Annotated in this window: 14 protein-coding genes; 7 read left to right on the top strand and 7 right to left on the bottom strand. The window is 65.4% G+C overall.

Annotation, left to right across the window (positions count from 1 at the left end; all coding sequences use genetic code 11):
* Positions 1-31: 31 nt before the first annotated feature.
* The gene (locus tag AC6I21_RS14315; protein WP_497762702.1) at positions 32-1,408 is read right to left on the bottom strand and encodes a glucose-6-phosphate dehydrogenase; all 1,377 of its coding nucleotides are present in this window, start codon (positions 1,406-1,408) and stop codon (positions 32-34) included.
* 74 nt (positions 1,409-1,482) lie between these two features.
* On the opposite strand from AC6I21_RS14315, the gene AC6I21_RS14310 reads away from it, so the two are divergent.
* From AC6I21_RS14310 to AC6I21_RS14285, 6 genes are all read left to right on the top strand, one after another.
* A complete protein-coding gene (locus tag AC6I21_RS14310; RefSeq protein ID WP_497762701.1) occupies positions 1,483-3,390 on the top strand; it encodes a glycoside hydrolase family 15 protein in 1,908 nt (635 codons plus the stop codon).
* 79 nt (positions 3,391-3,469) lie between these two features.
* Positions 3,470-4,351 (top strand): LysR family transcriptional regulator, encoded by an 882-nt coding sequence (locus tag AC6I21_RS14305; RefSeq protein ID WP_497762700.1) that lies wholly within the window; start codon positions 3,470-3,472, stop codon positions 4,349-4,351.
* 344 nt (positions 4,352-4,695) lie between these two features.
* Positions 4,696-5,622, top strand: a complete 927-nt coding sequence (locus AC6I21_RS14300; protein ID WP_497762699.1) for an FUSC family protein — start codon at positions 4,696-4,698, stop codon at positions 5,620-5,622.
* A gap of 122 nt (positions 5,623-5,744) precedes the next feature.
* Positions 5,745-6,524, top strand: a complete 780-nt coding sequence (locus AC6I21_RS14295) for a CPBP family intramembrane glutamic endopeptidase (protein ID WP_138175478.1) — start codon at positions 5,745-5,747, stop codon at positions 6,522-6,524.
* 45 nt (positions 6,525-6,569) lie between these two features.
* Positions 6,570-7,742: an MFS transporter gene (locus AC6I21_RS14290; protein WP_497762698.1), complete on the top strand. Its 1,173-nt coding sequence runs from the start codon at positions 6,570-6,572 to the stop codon at positions 7,740-7,742.
* A 149-nt stretch (positions 7,743-7,891) separates the two neighbouring features.
* Complete coding sequence (locus AC6I21_RS14285; protein WP_497762697.1) at positions 7,892-9,340, top strand: APC family permease; 1,449 nt, start codon at positions 7,892-7,894, stop codon at positions 9,338-9,340.
* A 13-nt stretch (positions 9,341-9,353) separates the two neighbouring features.
* Here AC6I21_RS14285 and AC6I21_RS14280 read toward each other — a convergent pair whose 3' ends face one another.
* Both AC6I21_RS14280 and chrA read right to left on the bottom strand, forming a co-directional pair.
* Positions 9,354-10,142, bottom strand: coding sequence for an MBL fold metallo-hydrolase (locus tag AC6I21_RS14280; RefSeq protein WP_497762696.1), 789 nt, complete (start codon positions 10,140-10,142; stop codon positions 9,354-9,356).
* Between the two features lie 164 nt (positions 10,143-10,306).
* Positions 10,307-11,527 (bottom strand): chromate efflux transporter, encoded by a 1,221-nt coding sequence (gene chrA, locus AC6I21_RS14275; protein WP_497762695.1) that lies wholly within the window; start codon positions 11,525-11,527, stop codon positions 10,307-10,309.
* A gap of 174 nt (positions 11,528-11,701) precedes the next feature.
* Here chrA and AC6I21_RS14270 point away from each other — a divergent pair, with 174 nt between their 5' ends.
* Positions 11,702-13,006 (top strand): MATE family efflux transporter, encoded by a 1,305-nt coding sequence (locus AC6I21_RS14270; protein WP_138927273.1) that lies wholly within the window; start codon positions 11,702-11,704, stop codon positions 13,004-13,006.
* Positions 13,007-13,514: 508 nt separating this feature from the next.
* On the opposite strand, the gene AC6I21_RS14265 is transcribed toward AC6I21_RS14270, so the two are convergent.
* The 4 genes from AC6I21_RS14265 to fabG form a co-directional block, all read right to left on the bottom strand.
* Positions 13,515-13,898: a hypothetical protein gene (locus tag AC6I21_RS14265; RefSeq protein WP_497762694.1), complete on the bottom strand. Its 384-nt coding sequence runs from the start codon at positions 13,896-13,898 to the stop codon at positions 13,515-13,517.
* Positions 13,899-14,068: 170 nt separating this feature from the next.
* Positions 14,069-15,133 (bottom strand): alcohol dehydrogenase, encoded by a 1,065-nt coding sequence (locus AC6I21_RS14260; RefSeq protein ID WP_497762693.1) that lies wholly within the window; start codon positions 15,131-15,133, stop codon positions 14,069-14,071.
* Positions 15,134-15,205: 72 nt separating this feature from the next.
* Positions 15,206-15,682 (bottom strand): MaoC family dehydratase, encoded by a 477-nt coding sequence (locus tag AC6I21_RS14255; RefSeq protein WP_497762692.1) that lies wholly within the window; start codon positions 15,680-15,682, stop codon positions 15,206-15,208.
* A complete protein-coding gene (gene fabG, locus AC6I21_RS14250) occupies positions 15,675-16,430 on the bottom strand; it encodes a 3-oxoacyl-ACP reductase FabG (protein WP_497762691.1) in 756 nt (251 codons plus the stop codon). The genes AC6I21_RS14255 and fabG overlap by 8 nt, the downstream gene beginning before the upstream one ends.
* Positions 16,431-16,442 lie beyond the last annotated feature (12 nt).

Genomic DNA, 16,442 nt, shown 5'->3' with positions numbered 1-16,442 from the left:
CAGTGCAGCCCGCCCCTGGAACCCAGCGGTCCTATTTGCTGCTTAGCGGCGGGATCGTGGGGCCTGGGCTGCCCGCGGCGTAGTCGCTCATCGGAACCAGGCCGTCATCAAAGAGCTTCTGGATGTCCGCCAGAATCCTCCAGCCCTGTTCGGAGGCGTCCCCGCGCACGCTGAAGGTGGCATCGGCGCTCAGGATGCCCTTGAGCACGTTGCCGTACGCCGAAAGCCTGGGGGCCGAGGTGTCGGTCTGGAAGGTCACCCGCTCCATGCCCTGCACGGCGAAGGGGCCGCCCACGTTCATCTCGAACTCCAGTTGGCCGGTATCCAGGCGCAGGCGCATCACATTCGGCGGCACCCGGCCGTCGTGGGGGAACTGTGGGTACTCGTGGGGCGGGCGGCGGAAATTGATGGTGATCTCCTTGCGCGGCTTGCCAATGGCCTTGCCCGAACGCAGGGTCACCGGCACACCGTTCCAGCGCCAGCTGTCCACTTCCAGGGTCACCTGGGCGAAGGTTTCGGTGTTCTTTACCGGGTCCACCCCCTGTTCGGACACGTAGTCGGGAAGGTCCTTGCCGCCCACGCTGCCGGCCGTGTACCGCCCGCGCACCACCGAGGACGCCTGGTCCTTGCCCCACAACCGGGCCGAGCGCAGCACGTGCGCGGTCAGCGCCGGAAGCTCCACATGGTCAATGCGGGCCGGTGGCTCCATCATCACCAGGGACATCACCTGCAGCAGGTGGGACTGGATCATGTCGCGGAACGCACCGCTGGAGTCGTAGAACCCGGCGCGCCCCTCCAGCCCGAGCGTCTCGTCGTAGGTGATCTCGATGGACTGCACATGCTCCCGGCTCAGCAGCGGCTCCAGCAGCCGGTTGGCGAAGCGCAGCCCGGCGAAGGAATGCACCGCGGGCAGGTTCAGGAAGTGATCCACCCGGAACGTCTGCTTCTCGGGAACCAGTCGCGCCACCAGCTGGTTCAGCTTGCGGGCGGACTCCAGGTCGTGGCCGATGGGCTTCTCCAGGGCCAGCACCAGGGATTCGGGCAGCTGCAGTCCCTCCAGCACCTCCAGGGACTTCATGGTCACCTGGGGCGGCAGGGCAAAGTAGAGGCAGGCCGGTTCCTCCAGGCCATCAAGCAGGGACTGCAGATCCTGCGCGCTGGTGGCGTCACAGGTGATGAAGCGGGTGGTGTTCAGCGTGTGCTCGGCAGCGGGACCGTGGCTGTCCACAGTGTCAAAGGCCTGCTGCACCGTTTGCTTCCAGGTGCCGTCATCGTTGCGGTCGGCGCCGATGACGGTGACCCGGCACTCGGGGTCGGCACGCAGCAAGGTGCCCAGGCCCGGGAGGAGCAGACGGGAGGCCAGATCGCCGGTGGCGCCAAAAATTACCAGATTCTTGATGCTGTCCATGCCCCGCACCCTACTCCCTGTGAAGAGGGAACTGTACCCTTTCGCGCTATCGCCCAGTTTGTTTGAATGAGGTCATGGCTAGCGAGAATGAGAACACTGGATCCACGCCGCTGGAAGACTACGCGCTGCTTTCGGACCTGCGCACCGGGCTGCTGCTCAGCCGGGACGGGAGCATTGACTGGCTGTGTTTTCCCAGATTCGATTCGCCGGCCGTGTTCTCCGCCCTGCTCGGCTCGGCCGCCGACGGGCGCTGGCGGCTCTGGGCTCCGGAGGGAAGCGTGGTCTCCCGCCGCTACCTGCCGCGCACCTTTGTCCTGGAAACCATCTGGCGCACCGCCACCGGCACGCTGGAAGTGCTGGACTTCATGCCGCCGAGCATCGAGCAGGCCGACGTCATCCGCAGGGTCACCTGCCTGGAAGGGGAGGCCGAGATCGAACATGACTTGCGCATCCGCTTCGACTACAACCGCGCCAAACCCTGGACCCGGAAGGTCACGCTGACCAAGGAGGGCGCCACCGGCCTGCTCTCCGTGGCTGGACCGGACGCGCTGCTGCTGACCGGTCCGCAGCTGGAGCCCGACCATGCCTGGAACCAGCGCCATGAACGCCGTGAGCGGCAGGACAGCGCGGACCGTGGCCAGGGCCGGCCCACCGACTACCAGGGCGCGGTCCCGGACCGGCTGACTGGACGGTTCACCCTGAAGGCGGGGCAGACCCAGGACTGGGTACTGACCTGGCACAAGTCTCATCTGCAGCCGCCCAAGCCGCTGGATGCCGAACAGGCGCTGCAAGCCACCGTCAGGTACTGGCGCGACTGGTCGGCCCGGGTGCAGGTCACCGACCGCTATGACAACCAGGTGCTGCGTTCGCTGATGGTGCTGCGGGCGCTGACCGACCAGGCCACCGGCGGGATCGTGGCCGCACCGACCACCTCGCTGCCCGAGGAGTTCGGTGGACAGCGCAACTGGGACTACCGCTACACCTGGCTGCGGGATGCCTCGCTGACCATTGACACCCTGGTGGCCCACGATTTCACCGACGGTGCACTGCACTGGCGCAACTGGCTGCTGCGTGCGGTGGCCGGAGACCCGGACGATATCCAGATCATGTACGGGATCGCCGGGGAACGCGAACTGACCGAATCAGTGCTCGACCACCTGCAGGGCTATGAGCAGTCCCGGCCGGTGCGGGTGGGCAACGGTGCGTTCGAGCAGTACCAGGCCGACGTGGTCGGTGAGGTGATGCTGGCCCTGGCGGCCCTGCGTGATGCCGGGCACGGGGAGGATGAGTTCTCCTGGGCGCTGCAGCGCAACCTGCTCAGCTTCCTGGAGCGCAACATGGAACGCAAGGGCCACGGGATCTGGGAAATGCGCGGCAACGCGGACTTCTTCACCCACGGCAGGGCCATGATGTTCGCCGCGTTCGACCAGGGGGTGCGGGCGGTGGAGGAGCACGGGCTGAGCGGGCCGGTGGAACGCTGGCGACACCTGCGCGAGAGGCTGCGGGAAGAAATCATGGAACGCGGCTACGACGCGGAGCTGAATTCCTTTACCCAGACCTATTCGAACAAGGAAGTCGACGCCTCACTGCTGCAGCTGCCCAATACCGGGCTGCTGCACCCCGAGGACCCGAAGATGCTGGGCACCGTGGCGAAAATCGAGGCGGACCTGCTTGACGAGGCGGGCATGGTGCGCCGCTACCGCACCCAAACCGGCATGGACGGGCTGCCGGGCAACGAGTACTCGTTCTTGATGTGCAGCTTCTGGCTGGTGGAACAATACGCCCGCTCCGGACGCAGCGACGAAGCCAGGCGGCTGCTGGACCGTCTGGCCGGCTTCGCCACCGACCTGGGGCTCTTTGCCGAGGAATACGATTCGGCGGGCGGGCGGCTGGCCGGGAACTTCCCGCAGGCCTTCAGCCATTTGGGCTTCATCCGGGCGGTGGACGCGGTGGAAGGCACCCCGCGCAAGTCCGGGGTCTAGCAGCGGCTGGCGCCGCAGTACTTCCGCCCCGAGCGCCAGCTGCCCTTTGGCGGCGGGCACGTGATGCAATAAGGGCGTGATGTTACGGCAATTGGAATACTTCGTGGCGCTGGCCCGCGAACAGCATTTCGCCCGCGCGGCCGCCGCCTGCTACGTCTCGCAGCCCGCGTTGTCCGAGGCAATCCGAAAGCTGGAGGCCGAACTCGGCGTTCCGCTGGTGCGCCGCGGCCACTCCTTCCAGGGGCTCACCGCGGAGGGGGAGAAGGTGCTGCCGTGGGCCCGGCGGATGCTGCTGGACCATGAGGCGTTGCGCCAGGAAGTGGAGGGGCTGCAAGAGGCCCTGAGCGGAAGGTTGCGCTTGGGCGTCGTGCCGGCGGTCAGCTCCACCGTCGTGGAACTGACCGCTCCCTTTGCCGCGAGCCACCGGCGGGTGTCGATTCAGGTGCAGACCAGCCTGCACTCCTCCCACATCATCGAGCAGGTGCGCGGTTTCGAACTGGACGCCGGGATCATCTACGCGGCGCCGGAGGATGCGCAGGATCTGGTGGTGCTCCCGCTGTACGCGGAGGATCACGTGCTGATCACCGGCCCGGGAATGCTCACCGAAGCCGCGGTCCCCGGGTGGCGGCAGGCACTGGACCTGCCCCTGTGCCTGCTGGATTCCAGGATGCGCGGACGGCAGGTATTGGATGCCGCGCTGGAACGCCACGGGATGAGCGCTTCACCGCGCATCGAAACCGATTCGGTGGTATCGCTGCTCTCCCATGTGGCCACCGGCCAGTGGGCCAGCATCGTGCCCCGTCAATGGCTGGCCCCGCTGGGCCCGTTGCCGGGAATCCGGATGACAGCGTTGAGCGAGCCGGAGCTCTCCCCGCAGATCAGCCTCGTCCTGAACGCCAGCGAGCCGGTGCCGCTGATGTCCCGCGCCCTGTTGCGGACCGCACGGGAAGTGTATTCATAGCGACCTTCCGCGGGCACTGCCCCGCATGATGTCGTTTTCTGCTGTTCCCTACAAGTCAATAAGAGGTGCCTATTGATTCATTGAAGATAAGTCTTGGACGTAATCAAGAGCTTGCGGAAATCTGGATAGTGGGTCCTTCCCGGCCCTTCATCCAGCCTTTTCGTGAGAGGGAATCTCGATGTCCAGCGAACCGACTTCCGCACGCTTGCCTCATGCAGACCGGTGAGAAGCGCTTTATGCCGATGACGCTGCCCGCATCATCCCGGGGGCCAGCCGGTGCCGGGCGTCTTGGGCCAAGGAACTGGCGGAGGTCCCCAGATCTGCGACCAGCGCTGCGCGTGGGGATGGGACTGGCCATTCCAGGCACCACCCTGCTGTTGGTGGGGCGGGCCGACCTGATGATCTACGCGGTCTTTGGCTCGGTGACCGGGATGTACGGTCGCAGCCCACACCGGGGCCAGCGGCTGCGTGACCAGCTGCTGGCTGGCGGAATGCTCTTGGGCGCCGGGCTCGGCGGAATCCTTGCCGCGCCCCTGGGATTGCGGAACTGGTCACTGGTGCTGGTCAGCGTGGGGTGCGCGGTGGCCAGCCTGGTGATTGCCGACCGGTTCGCGCTGCGCCCGCACGGGGCGTTCTTCCCGCTGTTCGCGTTCGGCGCGCTGGCTACATTGCCCGGACACGATCAACCGGACCTGGCCGGGCTGGCGGCGTACGCCCTGGCGGTATTGGTGAGTCTGCTGCTGGGTCAGCTGGGACGGTGTTCCGGGCAGCAGGCTCCGGTGCCGATTCCCACCTGGACGTACACGGCACGACACGCCTCAAGCTATGGGCTGGTGGTGTTGTTGGCTGGCGCGGCCGGGATCCTGTTCGGCTTTGAACACCTGCAGTGGGTGCTGGCCGGTGCCGTGGTGCCGCTGGCCGCCGGGAATGCGCGCGGCCGGGTGCACCGGGCGGCACATCGCGTCGCCGGAACCGTGGCCGGGTTGGGTGTGCTGCTGGTGCTCTTTGAACTGCACCTGAACCAGACGGCGCTGGGCATTGCGGTCATCCTGCTGATGTTTCCCACCGAGGCGTACATGACCCGCAACTACGGGCTGGCGCTGAGCTTCTTCACCCCACTGATCATGCTGATGCTGGATCTGACCGCGCCCGGGACCAGCTCCCAGCAGCTGTGGGAACGCGCCGGAGGAAACCTGCTGGGCGTCACGGCGGGGCTGGTTGGCTCGTGGATTGTTGATCCGCGGCGGCGGGTACTGGAAACAGAAAGCTGACCAAGGCGTGCCGCCCAGGAAACGGCCCACGAAAGTGGCCGAGGAGACGCTGCGATGTGAGACACAGCCGATTCGCCGCAAGGGGTCGGGCGTCGACCGGATCCGGTCGATAGGCTAGGAGCATGTCTCACACCCCGCCGTATTACCACCAGCCAGGGTTGCCGCCGGTGCGCCGGCAACGCGTCTTCGAGGCCGGGGCGGTCAAGAAGGGTGACCTGTTCACCGTCGCGGCGTACATTGTGTTCTTCATCCTCGGCGGGGCGATGCTGATCGCCCTGATCCCCGGCTACATGCACGCGTTCCCGGATGAGGACTCGGCGCTGTTCGGGGTGAACATGATCCTGTACACGGTGTTCTTCATCCTGGCCATGATCCAGTGCGGGCCCCAGTTCTTCGAATCCTTCGCCACCATGCGCTACTACCCGTGGCTCAAATGGCTGATGCTGCCCGGCGGCTGGCTGCTGACGGTGATGATCTCCGCATTCATCACCATGTTCTTCGGCGGTCCCCAGACCAGCATGAACCAGCAGGCCCTGCAGGATATGACCCAGTCGGTGCCGTTCCCGGTGATGTTCGTGACCACGGCCCTGTTCGGGCCGTTTGTGGAGGAGTACATTTTCCGGCACCTGCTGATCGGCAAGCTCTCCCGCAAGGTCAACATCTGGGTATGTGCCCTGATCTCCACGGTCCTGTTCGCCTCGATCCACTTCGCCAATGGCGGGGGGATCGGCTCCGTGGTGGAAATCCTGCCGTACCTGATGCTGGGACTGATGATGTCCCTGGCCTACATCCTCACCGGCAAGTCGCTGGCCTACGCCTACATGCTGCACGTGGCCAACAACGGGATGGCCCTGCTGGTGCTCTACACGCTGGCCCCGCTGCTGCCCGCCGCGGGGGTGTAAACCACGTTTACCGGCCATGAACCACACAGCCGCGGCTACCGGGGGATGCTGTTGGCGCTGTTTGCCAGCGGCCTGGCCACCTTCTCGCAGCTGTACTCGGTGCAGGGCCTGCTGCCGGAGATGTCCCGGAACCTGAACATCAGCGAGGTGCAGGCGGCGCTCAGCGTTTCGGCCGCCACCCTGGGCCTGGCCCTGGCGGTGATCCCGTGGGCGATTGCCTCGGACCGGATGGGCCGTCGGCAGGTTATCGGCATCGCGCTGGTCTCCTCCGTGGTGCTGGGGCTGGCCGGGGCGGTTAGCCCCAGCGTGGAGCTGTTGTTGGCGGCCCGGTTCCTGGAGGGCGTGGCGCTCGCCGGGGTTCCGGGCACCACCCTGGCCTATTTGGCCGAGGAGCTTTCCGCCCGGGCGGTGGCCATCGCCAGCGGCATCTACATTTCGGGCACCACGATCGGCGGCTTGGTTGGCCGCCTGCTGGCCGCCTGGGTCGCACAGCCGTTGGGTTGGCGGTGGGGCGTTGCCGCGGTCAGCCTGCTGGCGGCCGCGGCGATGATCGTGTTCTTTATCAAGGCACCGCGGGCGCAGGGCTTCACCCCCGTGCCCGATGTCCACCTGCGCCCGGTGCTGCGGCGTTTTCGCGCCAGCCTGCAGGGGCGGCGCCCCATCCTCTACCTTCAGGGCTTTCTGCTGATGGGCGGGTTCGTTGCCGCCTACAATTATCTGGCGTTCCGCCTGGAGGCCCCGCCCTTCATGATTCCCCCGGCGCTGGCCGCCCTGGTGTTCCTGGCCTACCTTGCCGGGACCTGGTCCTCCATGGCCAGTGGCCGCATCGTGAACCGGGTGGGCCGGCGCACCTCACTGCTGCTGGGCATCGGGGTGATGGGGGCCGGGCTGCTGCTGACCCTGTCTGCGGTTCTGTGGGTGATCATCCTTGGCATGCTGATCTTCACCGCCGGGTTCTTCGCCGCGCACGCCGTGGCCAGCGGCTGGGTGCCGGTGTTGGCCCCGGAAACCCGGGCGCAGGCTGCCAGCCTCTACAACCTGGGCTACTACATCGGCTCCTCGCTGTTCGGGTGGCTGCTGGGCATCCCCTTCATGCACTTCGGCTGGTCCGCCCTGGTGGGGTGCGTGGTGGGCCTGCAGCTGGTGGCCGCGGCGGCCGCCTGGTTCCTCAGGCCGCCGCGCCAGCCACAGCCCGTCATCGAACGTAGTACTGAATGAAGCGGTAACCGTTCGTCGGCTTGTTTGACGCCGTTCGCCGGATTCGTGGTTTGATGCGCGTCACTTGGCCGGTCCCGGCGCCAACACATCCGGCAGGATTTTCTGCGGCCCTTCAACGGAGAGGGTGGAGATCACGCAGGAAGGTGTCGATGAGCAAGACACACAATGCAACATCACCCCACGGGTATACGACCCTGGCCAAGACCCTGGGGAACTGGGATGCCCTGGCGCTGGGCTTTGGCGCCATGATCGGTTTCGGGTGGGTCGTCCTCACCGGCGGCTGGCTTTCCAACGCCGGAACCCTGGGTGCCATGGTCGCCATCATGGTCGGCGGCGGCATCATGGCCGTGGTGGGCCTGACCTATGCGGAACTAACCGCATCGATGCCCAAGGCCGGGGGTGAACACAACTTCATTCTCCGCGCACTTGGCCCCCGACCGTCATTCATCGGTTCATGGGCCATCACCGGTGGATACGTGACCATCGTGGCGTTCGAGGCGGTTGCCTTCCCCCGTACCGTGGAATACATCTTCCCGGGCATGAGCCGGATTCCGCTATGGAAGGTGGCCGGATTCGAAGTGAACCTGACCTGGGCGTTGGTGGGTGTGGCGGCCGGGCTTTTCATCACCTGGATCAACGTGCGCGGCGTGAAGCAGGCCAGCGTCGTTCAGACGTTCACAGTGCTCTTCCTGCTGGCGGTCGGCGCCATGATGATCTTCGGCTCGGTGACCTCCGGCGAAGCATCAAATATGGAACCCTGGTTCACTCCCGGAATGTCCGGCTTCTTCGCGGTGCTGGTGGCGGTCCCGTTCCTCTTCATCGGCTTTGACGTGATCCCGCAGTCCGCGGAGGAAGTGAAGATCCCCTCCCGGCAGATCGGCAAGCTGGTGGTGGTTTCGGTGCTCATGGCAACCGTTTGGTACATCATGGTCGTCCTGACAACTTCATCGGCAATGCCCGCCAGCGAACTGGCCAACGCGGACATCGCCACTGCCGATGCCTTCGGCGCGCTGTTTAACTCCCAAATCATGGCGAAGATCCTGATCGCCGGCGGAATCGCGGGGATCCTGACCTCCTGGAACTCACTGCTGCTGGGCGCCTCCCGGCTGGTCTTCTCACTGGCACGTTCCGGGATGCTGCCGCAATGGTTTGCCAGGGTCCACCCCAAGTATCAGGCTCCGAGCAACGCGTTGATTTTCATTGGCGGCATTTCACTTCTGGCCCCGTTCTTCGGTGCGGAAATGCTTGGCTGGCTCGTGGATTCCGGGGCACCGAGCATCATCATCGCCTACTTCCTGGTCTCCGTGACATTCCTGCTGCTGCGCCGCCGGGAGCCGAACATGACCCGGCCTTTGCGCATCGGTGGTCCGGGGCGCTTCGGCGAGGTCATCGGTTGGATCTCGGTGCTGCTCACCGCGGCGCTGTTTAGCCTGTACATGCCCGGCATGCCCGCCTCACTGAGCTGGGAGCCGTGGCTGACCTTCGCGCTGTGGTGGGTCCTTGGGGCCGTGTACTTCGTCAAGGTTCCCGGCGGAATCCCGGCCGGTGAAGACGCCGAAGAAAAGGTGCTGCAGATCGTCAGGGCGCGCAGGAAATAAGCGCGCCATGCCGCTAGGTCAGCTCGTCGTAGTCTCCGTCAACCCACCTGGCGTAGCGTTCGGCGGAGAACTGCACGACCCGGTGGGCATCTGACGGGACGCAGGCGGCGAAATTATTGTAGAGGCGGTCAAAGCGCAGGCTGTCTAGTTGGGCGGCCATGCGTCGCACCACCGCCGCCGAGAGCGGGATCCGGTTGGGGTAGCTACGCAGGAAGGTGACATTGCCATCGGCCACGGGAAAGACTGCGTCCCCGGCCAGCAACGCGCCACCGCCCCGGGCTCCCGCGGCCCACTCGGCCACGGTGCTTCCGGGGAAGTGGCCGCCCACTTGATGCAGCCAGATGCCCGGCAGCACCTCAAAGGACTCGCTCCAGTAGCGGATGGCATCGCTGCTGCGCTGCACCCACTGCTTGTCGGCCTCGGCCACATAAATCGGTGCATCATCAAAGGCCTGGCTGTACTGCACCTGCACGCCGTACATGTGCGGGTGGCTGGCCACAATGGCCGCAATACCACCGAGTTCCCGAATGACCTCCACCGCATGGGAACTGATCATCCCGGGGACGTCAAAGAGCAGGTTCCCGTCTTCGGAACGGAGCAGCAGTGCGCTTTGCCCGATTCCCACCCCGGGTGCCCGTAGGGCGGTCAAACCCTCCTCCAGCTCCCGCACCTGGATCTGGTGGCCCTCGCGCTCAAGTGTTTCGGAACAGGTCCAGCGTTGAGTGCCACCGGGGATGTACTGGCGCTCGTCTTCGCAAATGGGGCAATGGGTGGGCAGGGTGCGCGAGGGTTCGAACTCCACTGCGCATCCTGCGCATTGCCATGGTGCATCTGCTGGGTTCATGGTTGGTCCCTGTCCTCCTGGTCGATTAGCCACCACGCTACTTTGAACACTGCCTGCGCGACAGAGCCTGGTGCGGTTTGTGATTGCTGTGCTGGGGTCGGGGCCAGAAATGTCCCCGCGGACTACAACAGGAAGCCGCCAAGGACCGCCGCACCCAGTGCCACCGCCCAGGCCGGGGCCTTCCATCCGGACAAGGCAACGAAGGCTAGCGCCGCGACTACGAACGTGGCGGTATTGGGCACACCGTGAGTGAACACCGGCGAATACAGTGCGGCGGCGAGCAGACCTACCACGGCGGCATTCACCCCGCCCAGGGCGCGGCGCACGATCGCATTGTGCCGCAGCCCTTGCCAGAATGGCAGCACGCCGATCACCAGCAGTGCAGAAGGCAGGAAGATCGCCACCAGGGCAATCAACGCCCCGGCCCAGGACGCCAAAGGCAGCTGCGCACTGGCCCCAAGGAATGACGAGAAGGTGAACAAAGGGCCGGGAACCGCCTGCGCCGCTCCATATCCGGCGAGGAATACTTCCTGGTCAACCAGGCTATTGCCTACCATTTCAGATTCCAAGAGGGGCAATACAACATGCCCGCCGCCAAACACCAGCGCGCCGGTACGGTAGAAGACATCCGTCAGCGCCACCACGGCAGTGGAGGTCAGGGCGCGCAGTACCGGGAGCAAAGCCAGCAGCAGGACAAACAGGACCAGACAGGTGACCGAGAGCGCCCGGGCCACCTTCGGCTTCAGCTGCGCCTCCTGCTGGCCGGCCGCTTCCGGCACCGGAAGCCACAGCAGCCCGATCAGGGCAGCGCCGAGCATGGCCAACACCTGGGTGAGCGGGCCGGGCAGCAACAGGACCACGCCCATGGTGGCTACGGCAAGAGTCGCGCGGCGGGCATCGGGGGTCAGCATCCTGGCCATCGAAATTACCGCGTGCGCCACCACGGCAACGGCCGCCGCCTTCAGGCCGCTGATCCAGCCGGTGCCCAGGGTGTCCGACAGCCATGGAGCTCCCAAGGCGAACCCAAAGAGCAGCAGCGCCGAGGGCAGGGTGAAGCCAACCCAGGCCAGCAGCATCCCGGGCAGCCCGGCGCGCTGCAGCCCCACGGCCATGCCCACCTGGCTGGAAGCCGGCCCGGGCAGGAACTGGCACAGGGCCACCAGATCGGCGTAGGTGTTTTCCTTCAGCCAGCGGCGGCGCACCACAAACTCGTTGTGGAAGTAGCCCAGGTGAGCGACCGGGCCGCCGAAGGAGGTCAGGCCCAGGCGCAGGAACACGGCAAACACTTCCCAGGGGTCCCGGGCAGGGGCAGCTGGTTTCGGGGAAGAGGCAGCGGTGTTCATCCTGCCCATCGTAGGGGCGCCAGTTGACGGGAAGCTGGATATCTTGTGAAGACACGGTGACGTATTCGGGGCGAGCATGACGCGGCCCGCGGCGCCGAAATGGAGATGCCCGGACCGGCTTCGTAGAGTAGTTCCGTGAAGCCTCGCACCGCACCCACCGAATCCAACCGCTCCATGGCACGCCAGATCCTGGCGCTGGCGATTCCCGCGCTCGGCGCGCTGATCGCCGAGCCGCTATTCCTGCTGGCCGACACCGCGATCATCGGGCACCTGGGTGTCTCCGAGCTGGCCGGTGCGGGTCTGGGGACCACGGTCATCCAGACCGCGGTGGGGTTGATGATCTTCTTGGCCTACGCCACCACTCCCGCCGTGGCCCGGGCCATCGGGGCCGGCCAGTTTGGTCGGGCCATGGCTGCCGGGCGCGACGGCATGTGGTTTGCCCTGGCCCTGGGCCTGGTGCTGACCGTCATTGGGTATTTTGGCGCCGAACCATTGGTGCGGTTGATGGGGGCCGAGGGCGCCGTGCAGCAGTTCGCGGTGGATTACATCATGTACTCCCTGCCCGGGGTGACGGCCATGCTGCTGGTCTTTGCCGCCACCGGCGTGCTGCGCGGCATGCAGGACACCAAGACCCCGCTGATCGTGGCCTCCGCCGGTTTCGGGTTGAACATTGTCCTGAACTTCACGCTGGTCTACGGGTTCAACATGTCCGTCAGCGGGGCGGCGCTGGGCACCTCGATCGCCCAGTGGGTCATGGCTCTGGTCTACTTCCGGTTGATCATTCCGCAGATCCGCCAGGCCGGACTGCCGTTGGCTCCCACCTGGGCGGGATTCAAGGCCACCGGACACGTGGGGTCATGGCTGATGCTGCGCAACGCCACCATGCGCATTGCCTTGCTGGCCACGGTGGTGGTGGCTACGAACGCCGGCGAGGTGACGCTGGCTGCTCACCAGCTGGTGTTCACCCTCTTCTCCTTCCTGGCCTTCGCCCTGGACGCACTGGCGATTGCCGCGCAGGCGCTGATCGGCAAGGAGCTGGGGGCCGGGGACAAGGAGCAGGCCACCAAGCTGACCGGGGTGATGACCCGTTGGGGCGTCTACTTCGGGATCTTCACCGGCCTGTTCATCTTCGCCCTGTCCTGGGTGCTGCCGGTGCTGCTCAGCTCCGATTCCTCGGTGCATGAACTGGCCACCCCGGGGCTGTGGCTGCTGGCCATCTCGCAGCCGATCTGCGGCGTGGTGTTCGTGCTGGACGGGGTGCTGATGGGAGCGGGGGACGCCCGTTACCTGGGACTGGTGGGCGTGGTGAACCTGGCCGCCTACCTGCCGATGCTCTGGGCAGTGGATGTCCTTGCCCAGGACCAGCTCAGCTCCATGATCTGGATCTGGGTGTCCTTCGCCGGGGGATACATGCTGGCCCGGATGATAACCCTGGGGGTGCGGGCCCGCACCGACAAGTGGATGCGCCTGGGTCTCTGATCCGGCTGGCGCCGGGCGCAGCGATGGCTTAACGGCGTTGGAGGTTCTTCAAGTGTTGCCCTGGGCATCGGCAGCCACACCATCAGAACTTATTACCCGCATCCCGGATATCAGGTTGTAGCCTTCAATGCAGGTAACGCAGGAATGATTAACAATATAAGACCCAGACGACAAAAAACGCTCGCAGTAACTATTCTTGGTTTTTTCAAAATATAGGAGGAAACGCTAAACTAGATTGTTGGGTGCATTAAGGGACGCGAAAATTTCCGAGGAACTAAATGTTAAAGATCAAGTGGGTTAATCTTCTCATCGCTACCGTGGGTGGGTGCCTCACGTCGGTCGTCTATATGGCTGTAGTGGGCATCTTGTCTGTCTAGGCCACAGCGACCAGAAGTGGCGCTGTCCTTAATCTCAACAACATTGTAGTTGGGGTTCAAGATCCGAAAATTCCGGCCCTCCAAATGACTGCAATCATGTGCATGGGAGTACTAACCGCGTACATTGTCGCTTATGCTCCTCGGAATTTCTCGCTGCCAGTCAGATTAGCGGTGAGTACTAGTTTTGTAGTATCTTCCGGTGTTTTGCTGATTATCAACTTTTCAAGTGGGCCTGGACGTGACCCGTTGCAGAGCGTTGCAGATGGAACCATGACTGGCATAAAGGGTTGGTTGCTCAAAGCCAGCAATGAATCATCTGTCCATCTATTAGTAGCCCTTGTTCTTTTTCTGGTGGTTTTCCAGCTGTCTCGATTTAAAGCCCGTAACTCATGAGTCAATAGTGCACCATAGAGTGATGTGACGTGCGGCGATCGCCCCGGCGGTTTGAAGCCTCGTTCCGGACGACCGGGCATAACTTGAATATTCTTGCGGTCGTAGTAGCGCGCGGCCTTCACCCTTAACTCCTTTGGAACCCGAGGATAGGCGCAGGTTCTGTACTGCGTCGCAGCCCAGTTGCTTCAGCCGCCTCCAGGCAACCAATGAAACAACTCGGTTAAAGCAGGCCGGTCCCGGCATCCGCGCCGCAGGGGCGGGGATGCCGGGACCGGCCGGGGCGTGGGAGGGGTTAGGCCCCTACGGGTTCGAGCACCAGGCGCCCGGTGACCTTGCCTTCGGACAAGTCCTGCAGGGCGGCGCTGACGCCCGGGGCGCTGAGCTCCCCGGCGCTTAGGCGCAGCGGCTTGATCTTGCCGGTGGCCGCCAGCTCCACCAGTTCCTTCAGCTCACCCAGGCTGCCAACATAGCTGCCGCGCAGGTTCAGCGCCTTGGTGGCCATGATGGCCGTGGGCACCACCAGCTCTCCGCCGAACAGGCCCACCATGATCTGCGTGCCGCCCTTGGCCAGCAGGTCAAAGCCCAGCTCAGCGGTGGTCCCGTTGTTCACGAAGTCGATCACCGCGCGGGCCTTGCCGCGCAGATCTCCCTGCTGCTCGGCCCGCTGGCCGTTGCCCGGCAGCAGCAGGGTGTTGCTGGCCCCGGCCGCCTGCGCGTGCTTCAGGTTTTCCGGATTCAGGTCCACCGCGGTGATGTTGCGGTGCCCCAGGGCGGAGAGGATGTTCACGGCCATGCCGCCCACCCCGCCGACACCGATGACCACGACCAGGGCCTGCGGGTCCAGCGGCAGCACCTTGCGCGCCGCCGAGTAGGCGGTCAACCCCGAGCAGCTGAGCGTGGCCGCCCAGCGTGGGTCGATGCCGGTGTGCCCGAGCAGGTACTTCTCATGCGGAACGGTGATCGCCTCGGCGTAGCCGCCGGGGCGCACCAGGCCGATGGAGGTGTTGTAGGCGCACAGGTTCTCATCCCCGGCCAAACAGGTGGCGCACTTGCCGCAACCCAGCCACGGGTAGACCATCCGGCTGTCCCCGGGCTGCGCGCCGGTCACTTCGCTGCCCACCGCGCTCACGGTGCCCACGATCTCATGGCCGAGCACCATCGGGTAGGTAATGCCGGTCTTGGCCAGCTCCAGCTTCCCGCGGCTGCCCAGGTCGTAGTGGCCCTCGCGCAGGTGGATGTCGGAGTGGCAGACCCCGCAGTGGGTGATGGACAGACGCACCTCGTGCGGTGCCAGGTCCTTCTCTTCGCTGATGACCTCGCGGATGCTCAGGTCTTCAAATGCCGCATAGGACTTCATGGTGCTACTTTCGCTTCTCATGCATGGTGTGGACGGTGATTCGGTGCCGGGGTGCACCCGGCTGGTATCCGGCTAGGCCTGCAGGGTCAGGAACTCGGCCACGCACACGGGGGCGGGCACGTCCTTGGCCTCAACTGTCACCTTGATGGTGGACAGCAGCCCGCGCTCGGTGGGTTCGGCCGAGACCAGCTCGGCGCCGGCCCGCAGCTGCGCCCCGACCTTCACCGGGGCGGGGAAGCGCACCTTGTTCAGTCCGTAGTTCACCCCCATGCGCAGGCCCTGAACGGTGTAGATCTGGCGCAGGAAGGAGGGCAGCAGGGACAGGGAGAGGAACCCGTGGGCAATGGTGGCCCCAAACGGCCCGTTGGCGGCACGCTCGGGATCCACGTGGATCCACTGGTGGTCATCGGTGGCGTCGGCGAACAGGTTCACCTGCTCCTGGGTTACCCGCACCCACGGGCTGTGGCCCAGGTGCTGCCCGGCGGCCTGGGCGAAGGCCTGCAGGTTGGGAAAGAGGGTGGGGGAGTCGGTCAGGTTCTGCTCAGGCATGGGGTCCTCCCGCCACGTACAGGATCTGCCCGGAAATGAAGGAGGCGTCCTCGGAGGCGAAGAACGCGGCGGCGGCGGCAATGTCCTGCGGCTTGCCGGTGCGGCGCACCGGGATGTGTTCGGCGGCCTTGGCGGTGAACACCTCGTAGGGCACCTTCATGCGTTCGGCGGTCGCCCGGGTCATCGCGGTCTCGATCAGCCCCGGGGCGATCGCGTTGACGGTGACGCCGAACTGGCCCAGCTCAATGGCCAGGGTCTTGGTGAAGCCCTGGATCCCGGCCTTCGCGGCCGAGTAGTTCGCCTGCCCGCGGTTGCCCAGCGCCGAGGTGGAGGACAGGTTGATGATCCGCCCCCAGCCGGCCTCGGTCATGTGGCGCTGCACGGCCCGGGACATCAGGAAGTGCCCGCGCAGGTGCACGTTCATCACCGTGTCCCAGTCACTGGCGCTCATCTTGAACAGCAGGTTGTCGCGCAGCACCCCGGCGTTGTTCACCAGCACGGTGGGGGCGCCGAGCTGCTCGGCGATGCGCTGCACCAGCTCCTCGACGGACTGCTCATCGGAGACGTCGGCGCCGAAGGCCGCCGCGGTGCCGCCGGCCTGGTTGATCTGCTCGACGGTGTCCCGGCAGTGCTCCTCCTGCAGGTCCACGGCGGCGATGTTCATCCCGGCAGCGGCCAGGCGGGCGGCGATGGCCGCCCCGATGCCGCGGGCGGCCCCGGTGACGATGGCGGTGCGTTGGTTGCTCATGTAATGGCTTCT

The sequence above is a fragment of the Glutamicibacter sp. St.4D3 genome (assembly GCF_059728615.1).
This window is presented reverse-complemented; position numbering and strand designations above follow the sequence as displayed.